Raw genomic sequence first — 19,486 nt, forward strand, 5'->3', positions numbered from 1 at the left:
CTCGCATCGATCTACGTTGTGCGAGGGGGGCCGATGGGCCGGGTCGACGCCGATGCCGCGCGGTTCGGGGTGCTCGGCCCGCTTCGGGCCGAGCTGGGCGGGGGTCCGGTCGGCCTGGGCGGGCTCCGGCAACGCGCGGTCCTCGCCGTGCTGCTGATCGCCCGAGGCAGGATGGTGTCGGCCGAGCGGCTCATGTCCGACGTGTGGGAGGGGTCCCCGCCGCCGTCGCCGGCGACCCTGCACGTGTACATCTCCCAGTTGCGCAGGGCGCTGGAGCCGGAGCGCGCGGCCCGCGCCCCGGCCGGGCTCCTGGTGCGCGAGGGGCCCGGGTACGCGCTGCGGGCCGACCCGGCCGCGGTCGACGCCGAGCGCTTCGCCGACCTGGCCGTGGCAGGGCGGCACGCCCTGGACGGCGGCAGGCCGGAACAGGCCGAGGAACTGCTGACCGAGGCGCTGGACCTGTGGCGTGGACCGGCCTACGCCGACTTCGACGGGGCCGGCTTCGCGGTGTCGGAGGCGGCCCGGCTGGAGGGGCTGCGCGCCGCCGCGTACGAGGACCGGCTGGCCGCCGCCATCCGGCTCGGCCGGCACGCCGCCGCGGTCGGCGAGCTGGAGGCCCTGGTGGCCGAGCAGCCGCTGCGGGAACGCGGCTGGGAACTGCTCACCCTGGCGCTGTACCGGTCGGGCCGGCGGGCCGAGGCCGCCGCGGCGCTGCGCGCCGTACGGGAACGGCTCGCCGACGAGCTCGGCATCGACCCCGGCCCCGCGCTGCGCGACCTGGAGGCCGCGGTGCTCGCCCAGGATCCGCGGCTCGACCCGCCGCCCGCGCTCACCACCGGCGCCCGCCTCGGCGGCGCGCCCCTTTCCCAGGCCCCCGCCGGCTCTCCCGCCGCCGCACCGGCCGACCTGGCGGCCAAGCCCACACCAGCGGGGAACCTGCCCTTCGCGCTGTCGAGCTTCGTCGGGCGCACGGCCGACCTCGCCGCCGTCGGCGGCCTGCTCACCGAGTACCGGCTGGTCACCCTCACCGGCCCCGGCGGGGTGGGCAAGTCGCGCCTCGCGCTGGAGGCGGCCAGGGCCCGTACCGACGACGACGGCCCCTGGCTGGTGGAGCTGGCCGGCCTCACCTCGGCCGAACTGCTCCCCGCCACCATCGCGGCCTGCCTGGGCATCCCGGGGGTGGCCTCGGCCGAGGCGCTGGCGGCCGTGCTGGCCGGGCGCCGGCTGCTGCTGGTGCTCGACAACTGCGAGCACCTGCTGGAGGCCGTCGCCGCCCTCGCCGGCGCGTTGCTGGGCCGCTGCGGGGCCCTGCGGGCGCTGGCCACCAGCCGCGAGGCGCTGGGCGTGGAGGGCGAGGCGGTCTACGAGGTCCTGCCGCTCGACCCCGCCGGGGACGGCACCGAGCTGTTCCGGCGGCGGGCCGCCGCGGCGCTGCCCGCGTGGTCACCCGACCCGGGCGACCTGGACCGCATCCCGGGGCTGTGCGCCGGGCTGGACGGCATCCCGCTGGCCATCGAACTGGCCGCCGCGCAGTGCCGGATGCTCTCCATCGGCCAGATCGCCGCGGCCCTGGAGAACCGCTTCGACGTGCTGGTGGACGGCCCGATCGACCTGCCGGCGCGGCACCGCGCGCTGGAGGCGACCGTCGCCTGGAGCCACCATCTGCTCGACCCCGCGGAGCGGCGGCTCTTCCATCGGCTGAGCGTGTTCGCCGCCGGGTTCGACCTCGACGCCGCCGCCGCGGTCGCAGGCCAGGCCCCCGTCCTGCCCGCCCTGTCGGCGCTGGTGCGCAAGTCGCTGATCGCCGTCGAGCCGGGCACCGCGCCGCGCCGCTACCGGATGCTGGAGACGCTGCGCCAGTACGCGCTGCGGGAACTGGACGCCAACGATCTCGCCGGGACACGGCGGCGTCACCGGGCCTGGGCGCTGACCCAGGCCGAGAGCGCCGAGCGCAGGCTGCACGGCCCGCAGGCCGCCGAGCTGCTGGCCCGCTTGACCCGCGAGCAGCCGGAGTTCCGCGCCGCCTTCGCCTCCGCGCTGGCCGACGGGGACGGCGACTACGCGCTGCGGCTCGGCGGAGCGCTGTACTGGTTCTGGTACCGCATGGGTCACATCGCCGAGGGCCTGTCCTGGATGTCCGACGCGTTCGCCGCCGCGCCGGACGCCGGGCCGGAGGTCCGCGGACGGGCCCGGCTCGCCGTGAGCGGGCTCAGCTACCTGGCCGGCAGGCCGGCGGAGGCGTACGAGGAGGTGCTGACCGCCGAGCGGGAGGGCCAGGAGGCCGGGGATCTGGTGGTCCAGGCGTCCGCGCGGGTCTACCAGACGCATTTCGGCGTGCTCGCCGGGATCCCGATCGACGCCCCCGCGCTCGCCGCCGGCGCCGTCGGCCTCGCCCGGCGCACCGGAGAGGACTGGCTGGTGGCCGAGGCCCTCATGGTGCAGGGCACGCTCGCCCGCGTCATGGGAGACCGCCCGGCGGCCGAGGCCGTCCTGGCCGAGGCCGTCGCGACCGCCGAGTCCTGCGGCCACGACTGGGCGGCGGGCTCCGCCGCGTGGGCCGCCATGAAGACCGCCTGCGACGGCGGCGACGGCCGGCGCGCGCTCGGCATCGCCGCGGGCATCCTGGACGCCCTCGACCGCCACGACGACGTCACCTCCCGGCTCGTCCTGATCCACACCGTCGCCCACGCCCTCACGCTGAGCGGACGCGCCGGCCAGGCGGCCGTGCTGATGGGCGGAGTGGAGGCCGTCGGCCGCCGGGTCGGCTTCTCTCCCGAACTCATGGACCCGTTCGACGGCCCGAGAGAAGCCGCCGCCGTCCGCGAAGCGCTCCCGCCGGCGGAGTACGAACGCCTCGCGGCCCAGGGACGCGAACTGTCCCTGCCGGAACTGACCACCCTCATGATCGGCCTGCTCGACAACTGACCACCCTCATGATCGGCCTGCCCGACGCACGGTGACCCACCCCGCCACGCCCGGCCCCGACACCCGCACCCCGCCGGCGCGGCCCCGGCCCCCTTCGGTTGAGGTACTCAGACAGGATGGGTACGCCTACTCAGGCGTCCGGCCGGCCGGTGTCAGACCCTGAACGGCATGAAGAAACCACTCCAGCCCGCCATGACCGGCGCCTACTACGCCCAGTGCGTCATCTCCTTCGCCGTGGCGCTCGGCAGCGTGGCGCTCGGCATCGTCTTCCTGCCGATCGATCCCTGGATTCGCGCGTTCCTCGCGATCGCCGTGCTGTACACGGTGACCACGACCTTCGGACTGGCCAAGTGCGTGCGCGACCGGCAGGAACTCGACAGCATGTCCAGCCGCGTCGACCAGGCACGCCTGGACAAACTGCTCTCCGAGCACGACCCGTACAAGGTCGACACACCGTGAGCCGCCGCTCCGGCCGCGCTGTGTCCCGTCCAGTCCCCGCTATGTCCCGTCCAGTCCCCGCTCGATCGCGTAACGGACGAGCTCGACCCGGTTGTGGAGCTGGAGCTTGTTCAAGGTGTTCTGCACGTGGTTCTGCACCGTCCGGTGGCTGAGCACCAGCCGTTCGGCGATCTGCCGGTAGGACAGGCCCTTGGCGACCAGGCGCAGCACCTCGGTCTCCCGATCGGTGAGGCGCGGCCCGGCGTCCGAAGGCCTCTGCGTGGCCAGGCGGCGATACTCGCCGAGCACCAGCCCTGCCAGGCCAGGGGTGAAGACCGGTTCCCCGCCGGCCGTGCGCCGGACGGCGCCGAGGAACTCCTCCCGGCTCGCCGACTTGACCAGGTATCCGCAGGCGCCGGCCTTGACCGCCTCGAGCACGTCCTCATGCTCGGCGCTCGCCGACAGCACCAGGACGCGGGGCGCGGGATCGGACGCGGCCAGCCCTCTGGCCACCTCGACACCGGACAGGTCGGGAAGCCGCAGGTCGAGGATCACCACATCGGGCCGCAGGGCGGCGGCGACGCGGAGCGCCTGGCGGCCCTCGCCCACGGTCGCCACCACCTGGTACCCGGCGTTCTCCAGGTCACGGGCGACCGCGTCCCGCCACATCGGGTGGTCGTCCACCACCATCACCCGCAGAGCGCTGGTCATTCCGCAACTGTAGACCGGCCCGCGTTCCCGCCCAGGATGTGCGGGCCCGCTCGTGGGCGGCAGGCCGGGCGGGCACGGGGATCACCAGCTCGACCTCGGTTCCCTGGCCCGGCACGGACGTGAGACCGACGCTGCCGCCGAGGCCGGCGATCCGGCCCCTGATGGACTGCGCGACGCCGAGCCTGCCCTCCGCCTCCGCCTCAGATAGGCGTCCCTCGGGGATGCCGGGGCCCTCGTCGCGCACCGTGATGGTCATCGAGACGCCGTCGTTCTCGGCGAAGACCCAGGCCCTCGCCTCCGCGCCGCAGTGCCACCGGACGTTGTCGAGCGCCGCCCCCACGGCCGCGACGACCTCGTGAGCGTGACCGGCGGGAAGCGGCAGAGGGGTCGCGGGTGTCGACACGGTGACCACCGCCGAGGTGTACCGGCGTAACCGAGCCCCCACATCGACCAGGCCCGCACCGTCCTGCTCCCCCGTGCCCGGACCGCTGCGGATCAGCTCGCGCACTGCCGCTTCCTGCTCTCCGGCCAGCCGCCCCAGTTCGGCGGCCTCCCCGCCGATCTCCAGCCCGCGGCGTCGCACCAGCGCCAGTACCTGGAGCACGGAGTCATGGATGCTGCGAGCGAGCCGCTCGCGCTCCCGGCCGGCCGCCTCGATCTCGGCGGCACGTTGCAGCCGTTCCTCGGCCTGTCTGGTGAGCCGCGCCACGTGGCCGACGACGGTTCCGGCGAGGATCAGCAGCACGGATCCGTTGATGGGTACGGAAAGAGCGAATCGGTCCGCATCCCGCAGCCACAGGTCGCCGAGCGCCAGCGCGATCGCCGCCACCGCGCCCGCCCGCCGCCCGCCGTACACGGCCCAGGCGAGCACGGGCCCCCCGATCCAGGTCGCCGTCACCGGCATCACACCCGCAGGTCCGGCGTCAGGTCCCTGGACGTACGGCGAAGCCAGCATGCAGCCGAGCGTGACCAGCACGTCCAGCACCAGCAGGGGGCGGCTTCTCGCGGAGGAGTACGCGATCGTGGTGGCCGCGGTCCATACCGCCATCACGCCGAGGACGGCCCAGCCCGCGACGGGACGGAGGTAGCCGCCGGCGCTCGCCAGCAACACCGCGGCGTAGCCGAGAGAGGCGATGCGGTACACCGCGATGGCCCGCCAGAACGACCCCTCGATCTCCATGCGGCCCCATCACGCTCGTCGGCGCTGTCCCCGGTGAGCCGACTATATGACGGCCCGGATGCCCTCTCATCGCCCGAGCTCTGACGGGCACCGCTCCCGGACGGGGGCGCGGGTTCGGCCGCCGGGCGTCCTTCGGGTGCCCGTAACGCGTGTCCGTGGGTGCGGCGGCCCCGGCGCACGGAAAACCGGTTGCCCGGGAGCGTCGCGGGCCTTCAGACTTGCCACCTGTGTCGACGAGTCCCGCCCGATCGCTGAAGACCCTGCTGCTGCGGCTGCGCATGGACCTCAGCCCACTACGCGACTCGCGGGATTTCCGGCTGCTGTTCGGCTCCAGCCTGGTCACGATGTTCGGCAGCCTGATGACCATGGTGGCCGTGCCCTTCCAGATGAAGCAGCTCACCGGCTCCTACGTCGCGGTGGGCCTGGTCGGCCTGGTGGAGTTCGCGCCGATGGTGGTGTGCGGGCTGTGGGGCGGCGCCATCGCCGACGCGCTCGACCGGCGAAAGATCGTCGTCCTGTCCGAGGTGGGCCTCTGCCTGACCTCGGTGCTCCTTCTGCTGAACGCCGTGCTGTTCCCCGCCCCGGCCCAGGTGCCCGTGCTCTACGTCGTCGCTGCACTGTCGGCCGGCCTGTCCAGCCTCCGGGGGCCCAGCGAGCAGGCGATCATCAACCGGGTCCTCAAACTCGACCAGATGGGCGCCGCGTTCGCCATCCAGGGCCTGGCACGCAACGCGGGCATGATCGTCGGCCCGGCCGCCGGCGGCCTCATCGTCGTCACCCTCGGCCCGGCCACCTCCTACGGCATCGACATCGCGTCCTTCCTGCTGTCGCTGCTGCTTCTGGTGCGCGTGCGCCCCGTTCCCCGCACCGGTGACCACACCCCGGCCTCGCTGCGCTCGCTGGTCGAGGGCGTGCGCTACGCCGTCCGCCGCCCCGACCTCATGGGCACCTACCTGGTCGACATCGCCGCCATGGTGTTCGCCTTCTCCAACGCGCTCTTCCCGTTCCTCGCCGACCAGCTCCACGAGCCCAGGGCGCTCGGCCTGCTGTACGCGGCGGGCGGCATCGGCTCGGTGATCGCCTCGGCCACCTCCGGCTGGACCGCCCACGTCCACCGCCACGGCCGCGCGGTGATCACCTCGGCCGCACTGTGGGGCGCCGGCGTCGCCCTCGCCTCGATCATGCCCAACATCTGGCTCGTGGCCGCCCTGCTGGCCTTCGCCGGAGCAGCCGACATGATCAGCGGCGTCTTCCGCGGCATCATCTGGAACCAGACCATCCCCGACGAATACCGCGGACGCCTGGCCGGTATCGAACTGCTCTCCTACTCCACCGGCCCCATGCTCGGCGACGCCCGCGCCGGATTCCTCGCCCAAGCCGGCGGTGCCCGCTTCTCCCTCGGCGTCGGCGGCCTGCTCTGCATGGCCGCCGTCGCCGCCATGGCCGCCGCCCTCCCCAAGTTCCGCCGGTACGACGCCCGCACCGACGAACACGCCCTAGCCGAACGCGCCCGCCGCGAAGTGCCCGTCACCACCTGACCAAAGCCCCCGGGATCAGGGAAGCCACTTGCTACGGTGGGAAGCATGAAGGTCCAGGTCCGGAGCGAAATGATGACGAATCCGGAGCTACCCGACTGGTTGATCCCTCCCCCTGAGGGGTTCCACGCCGAGGACCTCGATCACCTTCCGTATGTCCCCCGCTGAACGTCTACGAACTGGACCCGACCACGCGCAGTTACGTGCTGTCCAGCAGTCATCAGGATCGGGTTCGGCTGACGGCGCCGTTCGACATCGACATCGACCTGACCGAGATCGACAGGCTCTGACGGCCGTTTGACGGGTCAGGCCTGGTCAAGTCCCGGGTGAGCGGTGAGCCGGTGGGGTCGTCAACCGGCGGAGCGGCGGCGGTGGGCGCGTTGGCGGCAGGTGGGGCCGCAGTAGCGGGGCGGCCGTCCGGTGTCGCGCATCGGAAGCGACGCGCCGCACTCCTCGCAGAGCCGCGGGGCGGTGGGTCCGTGACGAGGCGACGAGGACGCGTCACGAAATGATGCGGGATTCGTGACAGGCCTGGCACGCAGTCCGTCCAGCAGCAACCGCACCAGTTGGGCGCCGCGGGCCTGGTCCCGGTGTGCCGAACGCAGCGCGACGGCGCCGACGACGAGCGCCGACAGATCGTCCAGCCGTACGTCGGCGCGTATCGCCCCGGCCTGTCTCGCGTCGCGCATCAGGCGCTCCAGGGCCTGGTGGAACCGCTGGACCGCGGCGGTCAGCACGGCACGTGGCCAGCTCCGGTCACCGGTGAGGGCGTCGCACACGCTCTGACGGTCCGCCGACTTCTCGACCACTTCGAGCAGGAAACCGAACAGCGCGTCACCGGGAGCGGCGCGGGCGCCCCAGCGGCCGGCGGAGGCGACCAGGGCCTCGAGGTGCTCGGCGAGCACCGCCTCGACCAGGATGTCCTTGCTCGGGAAGTGCCGGTAGACGGTCCCGGCGCCGACCCCGGCGCGCTGGGCGATGCGGCCGAGAGACGCCTGGAGCCCTTCCTCGGCGAACACCCGCATCGCGGTGCGCAGTACCAGATCCCGGTTGCGGCGGGCGTCGGAACGCCCGGCGACCGGCACTGCCGTCATGTCACGAAATCCTTGTCTGCGGCGGCGAAACGGGTGGAGCATTCCGGACCGTATCCAGTATCCCGCACATCTGTGGAGGACACCATGACCATCGCGGCACCCGCCGGCATCGACGCTCCCATCCTCGTCACCGGCGCCACCGGCAAGCAGGGCGGCGCCACCGCCCGGCTGCTGCTCGCCCGAGGCCGGCAGGTGCGGGCGCTGGTGCGCGACGTTACCGCGCCGGCCGCCACGGCACTGGCCGCCGCGGGCGCCCGGCTCATGCGCGGCGACTTCGACGATCCGGCGAGCCTGCCCCCCGCGCTCGACGGCGCCGCCGCCGTGTTCGGCGTCCCACCGGTCGCCTACGGCCCGGCCGGACCGGAAACCGAACTCGAGATCGCTCGCGGCCGGACGCTGATCGACGCCGCGGCCAAGGCGGGAATCGCGCAGGTCGTGTACAGCACCGTCGCCTCGACGTCGGGCACATCGTCGATGTCGGAGGGCAAGGCGCTGATCGAGGAGTACCTGCGCGACCACGTCGCCTCGCCCACCGTGCTGCGCCCGGTCCGCTTCATGACCAACTATCTCGCCGCCGCCGGAGTCACCGGCATCGACGGCATCTCCCCTGATGGCGTGCACCGGCACCTGTTCTCGCCGCACCAGCCCATGCAGGTCATCGCGCTGGAGGACATCGCCGAGTTCGCCGCGCTCGCGTTCGCCGACCCGGCCCGGTTCGCCGGGCGCACCCTGGAGCTGGCCGGCGACGAGCCGACCCCGGTGCAGGCGGCAGCCACGATCGCCGAGGCCACCGGCATCCCGATCAGGTATGAGCAACTCACCGACGAGGAGACCGCCCGGCTCGGTCCGGGGATCGCCGAGACCAAGAAGCGCTGGCAGGCCGGTCACCGCTGGCACGCCGACATCGAGGCCCTGCGCGTCATCCACCCCGGTCTGCGCACGCTCGCCGACTGGCTCGCCGAATCCGGCGCCGCCGCCCTCCGCGCTCGCCTCGCCACCACCTGAGCCGCTCACCTCGCCACCGCTTGAGCCGCTGGTCTCATCACCGCCTGGGCCGGCCCGGCTGCCGGGGGGACCGGGACCGGCCGAGGTTCACGGCAACGCGCCGGCCCGCCATCGGGCACGGGTGATTATCACATCGGCCATTGATCCGGTGTTGGTGCGAGCGTATGGTCCTCCCAAACATTCGAGTACGCCTCATGTTTTGGGGGTTCTCACATGCACGCACGTCTCCGGCGGATGATCACGGCGGCCTCCGCGCTCGCGATCCTCACGCTGGCATCCCCCGTCGTGCCCGCATCGGCGGCCGTCTACACCGCCGACGACTACTGTCTCGGCCAGTGCGCCGACGTGCTGCCGCCCGGCCAGAACGGCAACGCGACCCTGGTGGAGATCCTCGCCAACCAGTCGCTCGGCACCATGCCGCGGCACTCGGGCGACCAGCTCGGCAAGTACGCCGGCCTGATCTCCGGCTACACCGGCCTGACCGAGGACCAGATCGCCGCCTTCTTCAACGACGCCTCCTTCGGGGTGCCGGCCGGGCAGGTGGAGAGCACGACCAGCCCCCGGGCGGACGTGACCATCGTCCGGGACAAGGCCACCGGTGTCCCGCACATCACCGGGACCACCCGGGAGGGCACCATGTTCGGCGCCGGGTACGCCGGCGCACAGGACCGCCTCTAGCTGATGGACCTCATGCGCCACGTCGGCCGCGGCGAGCTGACCCCGTTCGCCGGAGGGGCGCCGGGCAACCGGGCCCTGGAGCAGAGCGTCTGGCGCAACTCCCCCTACACCGAGGCCGACCTGCAGGCGCAGATCACCCGGTTGCGGGACTCCGGGCCCCGCGGCGCCCAGCTGTACGCCGACGTGCAGAACTACGTGAGCGGCATCAACGCCTACATCGACCACTGCATGGCCGGCCGCGACTGCCCCGGCGAGTACGTCCTGACCGGCCACCTGGACGCGATCACCAACGCCGGCGGCCCGCAGGACTTCACCATGACCGACCTGATCGCGGTCTCCGGGGTGATCGGCGGGCTGTTCGGCGGGGGCGGCGGCGCGGAGATGCAGTCGGCCCTGGTGCGCGTGGCGGCCCGCGCCAAGTACGGCACGGCGGCCGGCGACCAGGCATGGGCGGCGTTCCGGGCGCAGAACGACCCGGAGGCCACCTTGACCCTGCACAACGGCCAGAGTTTCCCGTTCGGGGCCGCGCCCGGCGCCACTGGAGTCGTGCTGCCCGACGCCGCCACGACGGCGCCGGTGGACATCACCCAGAACGAGTCCGGGTCGGCCACCACCTCGGTCGCCGCATCGGCCGCCGCCAAGGGCGTGCTTCCCGGCCTGTCGGTGGACAACTCCAAGCCCGGCATGTCGAACGCCGTCGTGGTGTCGGCCGCCGAGTCCGCCTCCGGGCACCCGATCGCGGTGTTCGGCCCGCAGACCGGCTACTTCGCGCCGCAGTTGCTCATGCTGCAGGAGCTGACGGGGCCGGGCATCCGCTCACGCGGGGTGGCCTTCGCGGGGCTCAACCTGTACGTGCTGCTCGGCAGGGGCACCGACTACGCCTGGAGCGCGACCTCGGCCGGGGAGGACATCACCGACACCTACGCGCTGCAGTTGTGCAACCCCTCCGGCGGCGCGGTGACCACGGCCTCCACCTACTACCTCTACCGCGGCGCCTGCACGGCCATGGAGACGCTCAAGAAGACCAACTCCTGGAAGCCGAACGTCGCCGACACCACCTCCGCCGGGTCCTACGACCTGGTCATCCAGCGCACCAAGTACGGGCTGGTGACCTGGCGCGGCACCGTCGGCGGGCAGCCCACGGCCTTCACCACGCTGCGCTCGACCTACCAGCACGAGGCCGACTCCGCGGTCGGTTTCGCGCTGTTCAACGACCCGGCCCAGATGGGGAACGCCGCCGCCTTCGCCGCCTCGGCGTCGGAGATCGGCTTCGCGTTCAACTGGTTCTACGTCAACTCCGCCGAGGCCGCGTACTTCATGTCGGGCGACGTCCCGGTCAGGGCGGCGGGCTCCGACCCCAACCTGCCGATGACCGCCGACGCCGCCCACGAATGGGCCGGCTACGACCCCGCCACCAACAGCGCGACCTACCTGCCGGCCTCCGCCCACCCGCAGACGGCCGGCCAGGACTACCTGGTGAGCTGGAACAACAAGCAGGCCAAGGACTTCGGCGCGGCCGACGGCAACTTCAGCTTCGGGCCGGTGCACCGGGTGGACCTGCTGGACCGTCCGGTGAAGGCCGCGCTCGCCGGCGCGGGCAAGCTCGACCGGGCCGGCACCGTGAAGATCATGGCCGACGCGGCGGTCACCGACCTGCGCGGCGAGGAGGTGCTGCCCGGCCTGCTGCGGGTGATCAACAGCGGGACGGTGTCCGACCCGGCACTGGCCTCGGCGGTGTCGAAGCTGTCGGCGTGGGCCTCAGGCGGCGCCAAGAGGGTCGAGACCTCGCCCTGGAGCAAGACCTACGCGCACGCCGACGCCATCCGGGCCTTCGACGCCTGGTGGCCCAAGCTGGTCAGGGCCGAGTTCCGGCCGGGGCTGGGCGACGGGCTGTACCAGTCACTGGTCAACGCCCTGCAGATCAACGAGTCGCCCTCCGGGCACCAGCAGGGTGACCTGTCGAGCTTCCCGGCCTCGGCCAACGAGGCCCAGACCCACAAGGGTTCGGCCTTCCAGTACGGCTGGTGGGGCTACGTCGGCAAGGACGTCCGGTCGGTGCTCGGCGACCCGGTCGCCGGACCGCTGCCCGCCAAGTACTGCGGGGACGGCACGGTGGCGGGCTGCCGCGCCGTTCTGCTGGACAGCCTGTCGGCGGCGCTCGCCGAACCGGCGGCGACGACCTACCCGGCCGACGACGCCTGCTCGGCGGGCGACCAGTGGTGCGCGGACGCCATCCGCCACTCGCCGCTCGGCGGGATCAAGCAGTCGCTGATCTCCTGGTAGAACCTTCCCTGAGGACATAATCTCAGGGAGGAACGCACTGTGCGACGGCTGCCCGCGTTGACCTCGGAGGACTTCGTCCCCGTCGTGTCATATGCCCGCGCCTCTTCGGACAAGAGGAACAGGGACGAGCACAGCGTCAAGGATCAACACAAGATCAACGGCAGAACTGCGGCTGAGCATGGCTGGACAGTCGTCCGTGAGTACACCGACAACGACAAGTCCGCCGCGAAGCCTGATGTCGTGCGGGATGACTTCGAGCTCATGCTCAAGGCTCTGAAAGCTGGCGCACTGCCGGACGGGTCGCCTGTCCGGGGTGTCGTCGTCACCCATGATGACCGTCTGGTACGTCGTCCCGGTGACTATGAGCGCTTCGTGGACGCGTTCACCTACAACGACGGCTTCGTGTTCGCCGACGCCAAGCAGACCAAGAACCTTTACAGCGAAGACGTAGAAAGCATGGGCCTGTTCGGTGCCGTGATCTCCAAGATGGAGGTCCGGAAGATGCAACGCCGGATGCGGAGTGATCATCGTCGTCGGGCTGAGGCGGGCATCGCGGTCGGCGGCCATCGTCCGTTCGGCTGGATGCCGGATCGGCGTACGCTCGACCCCGTGGAGGCTCCGCTGCTGCGGCAGGCGGCGCGCGATTTCCTCGCCGGGCGGTCTCTCAAGTCGATCGTCGATGCATGGCTGCGCCAAGGTGTGCAGACCCCCCGTGGGAACCCTTGGCGGGGCACAAGGCTGCGAGAGACGCTCGCAAACGCGCGGCTGTGCGGATGGCGAGAGCTACACGGCGAACTGGTTCTGGATGAGTCGGGCGAACCTGTTGTGGGCGACTGGGCACCCATCATCACCCCTGACGAGTGGCGGGCCGTCCGGTCAATCATCGATAGCCGTAGGGGACGCAGCGTGAACGGGAACGGCACGCTGGGCGCTCCGCTTCCCCCTGACTTCCGAGAGCACAAATACCTCCTGACGGGGATCGTGCGTTGCGGCCACCCCAAGGCTGAGGGCGGGATATGCAACACGCCACTTCGGGTTGCGCACACCTACCACAAGGGCAACCACGTCTACAAATGTCTTTCCAAGTCAGAGGGTGGCTGCGGTTCGCTGTCCCGCAATGGGGACCTGGTTGATTTCTTCATCTCACAACTCGTGCTGAGCAAGATGGAGAAAGAGGCGACGTTCACCAACCATAGAAACGAAACCTCGTGGCTTCGCGAGGAGGAGTACCAGCAGGCAAAAGAACGTCTTTACGAGTTCACGCGGCAGTGGGAAGCCGGAAACGTGGATAATGACCACTACTTCAAGACCCTCTCCCGTCTCCAAGGGACCGTGAACCAGCTTCGGGCCGAACGAAGCAACTTCAATGCATCGGCAGAGCGGTCCCGCCAGCGAGCGGCCATCGATACAGCGGACATCCGCAAGCGATGGCACCTGGCCGAGGAAGACGGGGGGTTGCCGCTGTCCCAGAAGCGGGCACACATCCGCGAGGCGTTGCACGCGGTGATCGTCCTCCCGGCAGGGAAGGGTAACAAGCCGTTCAATCCGGACCTGCTAGACCCAATCTGGCGTGAGGACTGACCTAGACGTCCTAGACGTCCTCGGGCTGCCATGGGACCTGCTCTCCTTACCAAAGGGGTACAGGTCCCTTACTTTCCTCCCTGCGCAGTCGCACACAGACGGACGTCTACGGACTCCCACGGACGCGAAGGGACGCCCAGAGACACTCACGGTACGTCCCGGTAAAGGGAACTCTGAGCTGCCCTTATACGTTGTCGTCTGGTAGATGTAGAAGAGTCCCGAAGCCTCCCCCACACGACTCCGAAGCAAGCGAGAAACCGGCAGCGACAGAGACGAGCGCAAGAAAGCCACCGGGCAGAAACATATGATCAGCCGTTCCGCTGAGAGGGACCCGGCTTAGCGGTAGGCCGCAACACCTGGCAGCGCTCACCGGTTAACCAGTCGCATACAAACACTCCAAGATTTTCTCTCGCTGGAAGCGCCACCGTTCCACAGGCCGTGACCTGTCCTCGGCCTGTCCTGCGTCGGCGCTTTCGTCGTTCTCGGACGTGGCGGATGGCTTCCCTCTGAGGAAAGGAGGCCCCTGCTGGTACCCGAAGAACTGGGACCGTACGCCGCGCTTGCTGAGGAGTGGTGCAAGCGCAAACTGGCTGAATCGCCTCAGTGGCCTGCCGACAAATGGCGTCGCATCGCCACCATTCACGGCATCGAGTACGCCGACGTACCCACCGTGTCCGCACCTTCGGCTGAGGGCGGGAGGGACGCCGCGTGAGTGAGCCTCCCTCCTTCTCTCCTGAGATCGTCGCCGCTGCTCAACGTGCGTCCATGCCGGACTTCTCCCGGTGGCAAGAGATGGTGCGTGCTACGGGCGGCTGTGCTGAGCCTGTACGGCTGCAAGGACGCCGGATCACCTTCGATGCCTCGTTAGAGGTGCTGGACGTCTACCGGACCGCTGAGGAGCCCACGGGGTACCTGTTGACCGCGTGCGGCAATCGGCGGGCTTCCCGGTGCCCCGCGTGCGCTGAGGTCTACCGGGATGACACCTATCACCTGATCTTGTCAGGGCTGCAAGGCGGCAAGGGCGTTCCCGACGGCGTGAGCGCCCATCCCCGCGTGTTCGCGACCTTCACCGCGCCGTCGTTCGGGGCGGTCCATGCTCGCCGTGAGAAGAACGGTGCGACGCTGCCGTGTCGTCCTCGGCGGGACAATCCGGTGTGTGAGCACGGACGGTCGCAGGGCTGCGGGGTCCGGCATGAGGATGGTGATCGGCAGATCGGGCAACCGGTCTGCGTGGACTGCTACGACTATCCGGGGGCGGTGCTGTGGAACGCGCATGCGGGTGAGCTGTGGCGGCGGTTCACCCAAGCTCTCCCGGCCGTGTTCGCCCGGCGGCTGGGCATCACGCGGGCGGCGTTGCGGCGGCGGATGCGGCTGTCGTACGCCAAGGTCGCCGAGTATCAGGCGCGCGGCCTGGTCCACTTCCATGCCGTGATCCGGCTGGACGGGCCGGACGGCCCTGATGCGCCTCCGCCGGACTGGGCGAGCGTGCCGGTACTTCAGGAAGCGATCGGGGAGGCTGCGGCGGCGGTCTCGGTGCCGGTGCCCGACGACGGACCGGCGTTCGTCGCCCGGTGGGGCCGTCAGCTCGACGTGGAACCTATCTACGTGGCTTCGTCGCTGGAGGGGATGGCTGATCAGCGGGTGGCGTCCTACATCGCCAAGTACGCCACCAAGGGGGCCGAGTCCGCCGGGACGGTTGATCGCCCCATCCGGCAAGTGCGCGACGTTGCGTATGTGGAGGTGACCGAGCACGCGCGGCGCATGATCTACACCTGCTTCGTGCTCTCGGACCTTCCCGCCTATCGGCTGGTGCCGCTGCGGCGGTGGGCGCACATGCTGGGCTACCGGGGGCACTTCTCCACCAAGAGCCGCCACTACTCGACCACCCTGGGCGCGCTGCGGCGGGTCCGGGCGGATTACCAGGCTGAGCAGTCCCGGCAACGACGGGGCCTGCCCGATCCGGGTGAGCGGCAGACGGTGACCGTGGGCGAATGGCGGTTCGCCGGGAGCGGCTACCGGACCGGTGAGGCGTTCTGGGCTGAGATCGCCCGGCAACGCATCGCCACAGCTCGCAAGCTCGCCAGAGAACAAGCGCGGCAACAGTCGCCCGGCTGACAGTCGGGTCCGATGCGGGAGTGGTGCGGCCGGCGGAATGCGTAGCACCCCGAAGGGGCGACCGCGAGGGAGTTCGGCCGGCGGCACCACGCACCGGACGCCACTGACCCCGGCCCGGAAAGGTCTGCCACAGCAACCGTCCGCCTGGCCGTCCCGTATGCCGTCATCCCGCCCCGAAGGGGAAGCGGGCCAGGGGGCAGGGGTACAGGTGGAGCCCCCAACTGGAGGAACGACCTGTGCCCCTGCCCCCTGGTCTGCTTGGCTCGCCCGGGATGACGGTAGGAGGAACGGACAGGCTTCCACCCCAACCCCGCTACGACCTTCCGGCAAGAGCGCCCCGGAGCCGGATTCCCCCGCCGGAGGCATCGTTCTGTCCGCTGCTGGATGGTTGTAACGGTCTCCAGGCTCACCGGTGGAGCCTCACGGACGGCACAGTTCCCGGTATGCCTCGCGTAGCTCGACAGCTTCGGGTAGGTGACGTACCTCGATGGCTCTGATCACTTCTTTGGCTCTCCAGTAATTCGACGGCACCAGAAGACCGCTTGTCACCGCTGTCAGCACGAGTTGGCCAGCCTCATCGGGTTGATTGGCTGCCATGAGAGCCAAGGCGAGGTCAATGCGTGCAGATACAGCCCTACGCGGGCGCGGTGATCCATCTGTTGCAGTTTCCAGGCGCGCGAGTACCTGGCGGGCGTATTGTTCGGCGGCGGGATCGCCAAGCCATGAAAGAGTGGTCGCAACGTACGCATCGCTTTTTGCAGGGTCATATCGGTAGTGATGCTCCGGACGATCGGGCATCGGTAATGGTGAGACGAGTCGGGCGACGCGGTTCAGTGCATCTCGCGTTTCATGAGCGGCCCCCATGCGTGCCCATACTCGCCCTTCCTGTGCCGTTGCCTGGATGTATGCGGAACTTCCGTGAGGCGCGATAGCCTGTGCGCCGTGAGATAAAGTCAAGGCACGGCCATAGTCGCCATTGGTGACCGCCTGCCAAGCCTCAGTTTCCAGGCACCATGCGGCTAGTTCGGGATGCTCCGTGTGTTTGGCCAACTGGGCGGCGCTCTTGAGCTGCGCATTGGCGGCCGGGAACCGGCGGAGATCAATATTGCAAGTGGAAGCGAGCAGTGATAGCCAGCCTCCGACCACAAGTAGGCGGCGGTGTTCGATAAGCGTTTTCTTCGCATCGAGCAGGCTCATGGCGTACGTCAAGTGTTTGCGTATCCGGGGCAGTAGCTCATCGGGTGGTGTGCTCGGGTAGGCCGTGGCGAGGTCATCAACGACAAGTTCGAGTCGTTCTAATGTCTCATTGCCAACGTCGCTAGCGGCAACGCACTGAGCAAGTTCGAGTGCATTGATCTCGTCATCAGTCTCACTTTGGGAGAGATCGCTCCGCTGAGCTTTATTGGCGGTGTCACCGGGGAAAAGCTCGGCTTCATCTATGCCGAATGCTCGGCAATACAGCACCGGATAAGGATCTTTCGGCCGGTGTTTGCCCGCCTCCCAGTCTTTGATCATTCGGGTGAGTGAGTCTCGGGTGGGTAAACGTGCGCGAGTATGCGGGTCGGCGGCGTCCGCAAGCGCCCTGGCCATCTCGCGCTGCGTCCAGCATTTATCCCGTCGTTCGGCTCGCAGTCGTGCTGCCCAGACCGGAAGGTTCTCCATCGCATGCGCTCCTTAGGGGAGACGTGGACGCTGGCCGTCTCCCCTAGTCTCACCTACTCCCCACTGTTGATGCGTGGTTACGGGGCGATGTCATGAAGGGGACGCCAGAAAAGACGGAACCCGCAGGCGCTGGCAACGCCGTGCGGGTCCCTGAACCGCACGCTGGAGGTGCGATCCTGTGGCAGAGGATAAGACCATGCCGCCCCCTCGGCAAAATGGGGCAGAAGCGTCCTTGCTGGGCGTTCTCGATCTGCTGGGCTCTCCGCAGTCACCTGCGCGGGCGCGTGTTTGGGTCCGGCGAAAGCTCGGTGCCGATCATCCGGCGCTGGAGGATGTGACGCGTCTGGTTTCCGAGGTCGTCACGAACGCGGTTGTTCACTCCGACTCCCGTGATGGCGGCCGGGTGACGGTGGCGCTGGCCGACTGTTTCGACCGGATCCACGTGGATGTGGTGGATGACGGCGGGGAGTCGGTTCCACGCGTCTGCGTCTCGGACGACTTCGCCGAGAGCGGCCGGGGCATGATGCTGGTGGACCTGCTGGCGCGGGCGTGGGGTGTGTACGAGGACGAAGCCGGTCGGACCGTGTGGTTCGAGGTGGGTTACCGGCGTGATCGGCACGGTGACGCGCTGGGGTGTCCTCGGCAGCGTGAGGCGTTCGATTCTGCTGACAGCGCGGTTCGCTCAACGGCGGTACTGGCTGCCCGCACGGTCGCCGAGAGCGTGGAGCGGGAGTGCAGGGGGCGGCACGCGCGCCGCCTTCACCGCCGATGGGATCTGGATCGGCCGGGTCCGGATGCGGCGGCCGATGCGCTGGGAGTTGAGCCGTTGACCGATGCGGAGATGGCTCCCTAAAGCTGGGGCGGTAGCGCAAGGGTCCCCCGCATAGGAGCCGGGGGATTCCGCTCCCCTATGGCGCTGCCGCCCCTTTTCGATGTGACGCGATCAGTTGGCCTCTGCGTGGGGGGGCCAACTGATCGCTACCTACGACTTGGAGGGTTACGTTGACTTCTACTCTACGTCTTGGTGTTCTCTATGATGGCGGCTGGTTTATGCACCTATGGCAGTATGTCGCAGATGACTCTAAATGGAAGAAGAAGTTATCGTTCGGTGGTATCCATGACTTGATGTGCTGGTATCTGCACAAGGAGCTTGGTACGCCTTTAGCTGACCTTTCCGTGACGGAGGCGCATTACGTACTCGGAAAGCCAGCAAAGACTGACTATCGACTTTCTGGTGGTTCAAGGCGTCCTGTTGGCGTCATGTCGAACACCTGGGACCGCGTGCTGAGGAAGGAGGGAATCATCCGGCACGATGTAGCGTGCACGGACGAGAGCGGCAACGGGGAGGCCGGAGCCGATGTCGAGCTTGCTCTATTGGCTTATGAGCTGACCATAGCGCGCAAGATTGACGTTGCTATTCTGGTCACCGGGGATGCTGATTTCCTTCCCCTGATTTACCGTCTTCAAGAGCGAGATATTCGCGTCATCGTTCCCGACGGTTTCACCGAAGCTGACGGTGCCGGACACAGAGTGAGGTCGGCCCCTTTGCTCAAAAGGCACGCTGATCACGCACCCTCATGGGAATCATTGCTGGACTCCGGCATCTCTCCCGATTATCGGCTGCGGAGCCCATTCACGGATCCAGCGGGCGGCGCGTCAAGCGAGCGCGCTCTCGATGGGTACCGATATGGCACCGTCGATTCATGGAAGGGGGGCGCTCCGTATGGGTTCATCCGTGATACTCGCGGAGTGGCATGGTTCGTGAATCGCGATGATTTGCCGCCTGGTCTGAAGTCTCTACGTCCAGGACAGCAAGTTCGCTTCAACGGTCGGGAGCGTTGCATGCCCGGAAGAAAGTACCCACAGGCGCGTTCGGTAGAGCCTTGCGAATGATGGACGCGCATCCGGTACCCGTCTGACCCGGCTATCTCCGTGCTGGCTCCTAGCAGGCGGAGCGGTGGGGCCGGCGGAATGCGTAGCACCCCGAAGGGGCGACCGCGAGGGAGTTCGGCCGGCGCCACTGCGGCGAAAAGTGGATCTTGACAGCCTCTCGCGGCCGACTGCTAAATGATCTTGGCGTGCTGCGAGCGACAGGGCGGCAGTGCTCCGGTGTGCGGCGGGTTCGATCGGTACGGCGGGTGCTCGGTGCGGCGGAGCGGCCCGGAGCTTCCGCCGCCGGGACCGGCCCCCAGGCCGCACGCCCGGCGTGCGGAAGGGCTCCGGGCCGGGTGCGGCGGCGCGGAGGGATCCACGACCACATCACCTGGTGCGTCGTGGGC

The 19,486-nt window shown here is 69.4% G+C and carries 12 protein-coding genes and 1 pseudogene; 9 read left to right on the plus strand and 4 right to left on the minus strand.

Annotated features, from left to right (window positions below):
- The first annotated feature begins 33 nt into the window (after positions 1-33).
- Both ABZU32_RS38330 and ABZU32_RS38335 read left to right on the plus strand, forming a co-directional pair.
- Positions 34-2,925 (plus strand): BTAD domain-containing putative transcriptional regulator, encoded by a 2,892-nt coding sequence (locus ABZU32_RS38330; RefSeq protein WP_354931025.1) that lies wholly within the window; start codon positions 34-36, stop codon positions 2,923-2,925.
- A 168-nt stretch (positions 2,926-3,093) separates the two neighbouring features.
- Positions 3,094-3,384 (plus strand): YiaA/YiaB family inner membrane protein, encoded by a 291-nt coding sequence (locus ABZU32_RS38335; protein ID WP_354931028.1) that lies wholly within the window; start codon positions 3,094-3,096, stop codon positions 3,382-3,384.
- A 39-nt stretch (positions 3,385-3,423) separates the two neighbouring features.
- Here the strand turns inward: ABZU32_RS38335 and ABZU32_RS38340 are convergent, their stop codons facing one another.
- On the minus strand, positions 3,424-4,074 hold the full coding sequence (locus tag ABZU32_RS38340; RefSeq protein ID WP_354931031.1) for a response regulator transcription factor: 651 nt from the start codon (positions 4,072-4,074) through the stop codon (positions 3,424-3,426).
- Positions 4,007-5,254, minus strand: a complete 1,248-nt coding sequence (locus ABZU32_RS38345; RefSeq protein ID WP_354931034.1) for a DUF5931 domain-containing protein — start codon at positions 5,252-5,254, stop codon at positions 4,007-4,009. The genes ABZU32_RS38340 and ABZU32_RS38345 overlap by 68 nt, the downstream gene beginning before the upstream one ends.
- A gap of 227 nt (positions 5,255-5,481) precedes the next feature.
- Here ABZU32_RS38345 and ABZU32_RS38350 point away from each other — a divergent pair, with 227 nt between their 5' ends.
- Positions 5,482-6,792, plus strand: a complete 1,311-nt coding sequence (locus ABZU32_RS38350; RefSeq protein ID WP_354931037.1) for an MFS transporter — start codon at positions 5,482-5,484, stop codon at positions 6,790-6,792.
- 347 nt (positions 6,793-7,139) lie between these two features.
- Here the strand turns inward: ABZU32_RS38350 and ABZU32_RS38355 are convergent, their stop codons facing one another.
- Positions 7,140-7,883 carry a helix-turn-helix domain-containing protein gene (locus tag ABZU32_RS38355; protein ID WP_354931040.1) on the minus strand — a complete coding sequence of 248 codons (744 nt, stop codon included), beginning with the start codon at positions 7,881-7,883 and terminating at the stop codon, positions 7,140-7,142.
- A gap of 84 nt (positions 7,884-7,967) precedes the next feature.
- Here ABZU32_RS38355 and ABZU32_RS38360 point away from each other — a divergent pair, with 84 nt between their 5' ends.
- The 4 genes and pseudogenes from ABZU32_RS38360 (at position 7,968) to ABZU32_RS38375 (ending at position 15,545) form a co-directional block, all read left to right on the plus strand.
- Positions 7,968-8,888, plus strand: coding sequence for an NmrA/HSCARG family protein (locus ABZU32_RS38360; RefSeq protein WP_354931043.1), 921 nt, complete (start codon positions 7,968-7,970; stop codon positions 8,886-8,888).
- Positions 8,889-9,302: 414 nt separating this feature from the next.
- Positions 9,303-11,849: pseudogene (locus tag ABZU32_RS38365) on the plus strand (penicillin acylase family protein).
- Positions 11,850-11,888: 39 nt separating this feature from the next.
- Positions 11,889-13,430 (plus strand): recombinase family protein, encoded by a 1,542-nt coding sequence (locus ABZU32_RS38370; RefSeq protein WP_354931046.1) that lies wholly within the window; start codon positions 11,889-11,891, stop codon positions 13,428-13,430.
- Between the two features lie 765 nt (positions 13,431-14,195).
- Entirely contained in the window at positions 14,196-15,545 is a 1,350-nt protein-coding gene (locus tag ABZU32_RS38375) for a replication initiator (RefSeq protein ID WP_354931049.1), read from the plus strand.
- 420 nt (positions 15,546-15,965) lie between these two features.
- Here the strand turns inward: ABZU32_RS38375 and ABZU32_RS38380 are convergent, their stop codons facing one another.
- Positions 15,966-17,207 (minus strand): helix-turn-helix transcriptional regulator, encoded by a 1,242-nt coding sequence (locus ABZU32_RS38380; RefSeq protein ID WP_354931051.1) that lies wholly within the window; start codon positions 17,205-17,207, stop codon positions 15,966-15,968.
- 232 nt (positions 17,208-17,439) lie between these two features.
- On the opposite strand from ABZU32_RS38380, the gene ABZU32_RS38385 reads away from it, so the two are divergent.
- Positions 17,440-18,060, plus strand: coding sequence for an ATP-binding protein (locus ABZU32_RS38385; RefSeq protein WP_354931054.1), 621 nt, complete (start codon positions 17,440-17,442; stop codon positions 18,058-18,060).
- A gap of 149 nt (positions 18,061-18,209) precedes the next feature.
- Entirely contained in the window at positions 18,210-19,100 is an 891-nt protein-coding gene (locus tag ABZU32_RS38390) for an NYN domain-containing protein (protein ID WP_354931057.1), read from the plus strand.
- Positions 19,101-19,486 lie beyond the last annotated feature (386 nt).

Origin of the sequence: Sphaerisporangium sp. NPDC005288 (assembly GCF_040607475.1) — a bacterium.
In the GTDB taxonomy this organism is placed as follows: domain Bacteria; phylum Actinomycetota; class Actinomycetes; order Streptosporangiales; family Streptosporangiaceae; genus Sphaerisporangium; species Sphaerisporangium rhizosphaerae.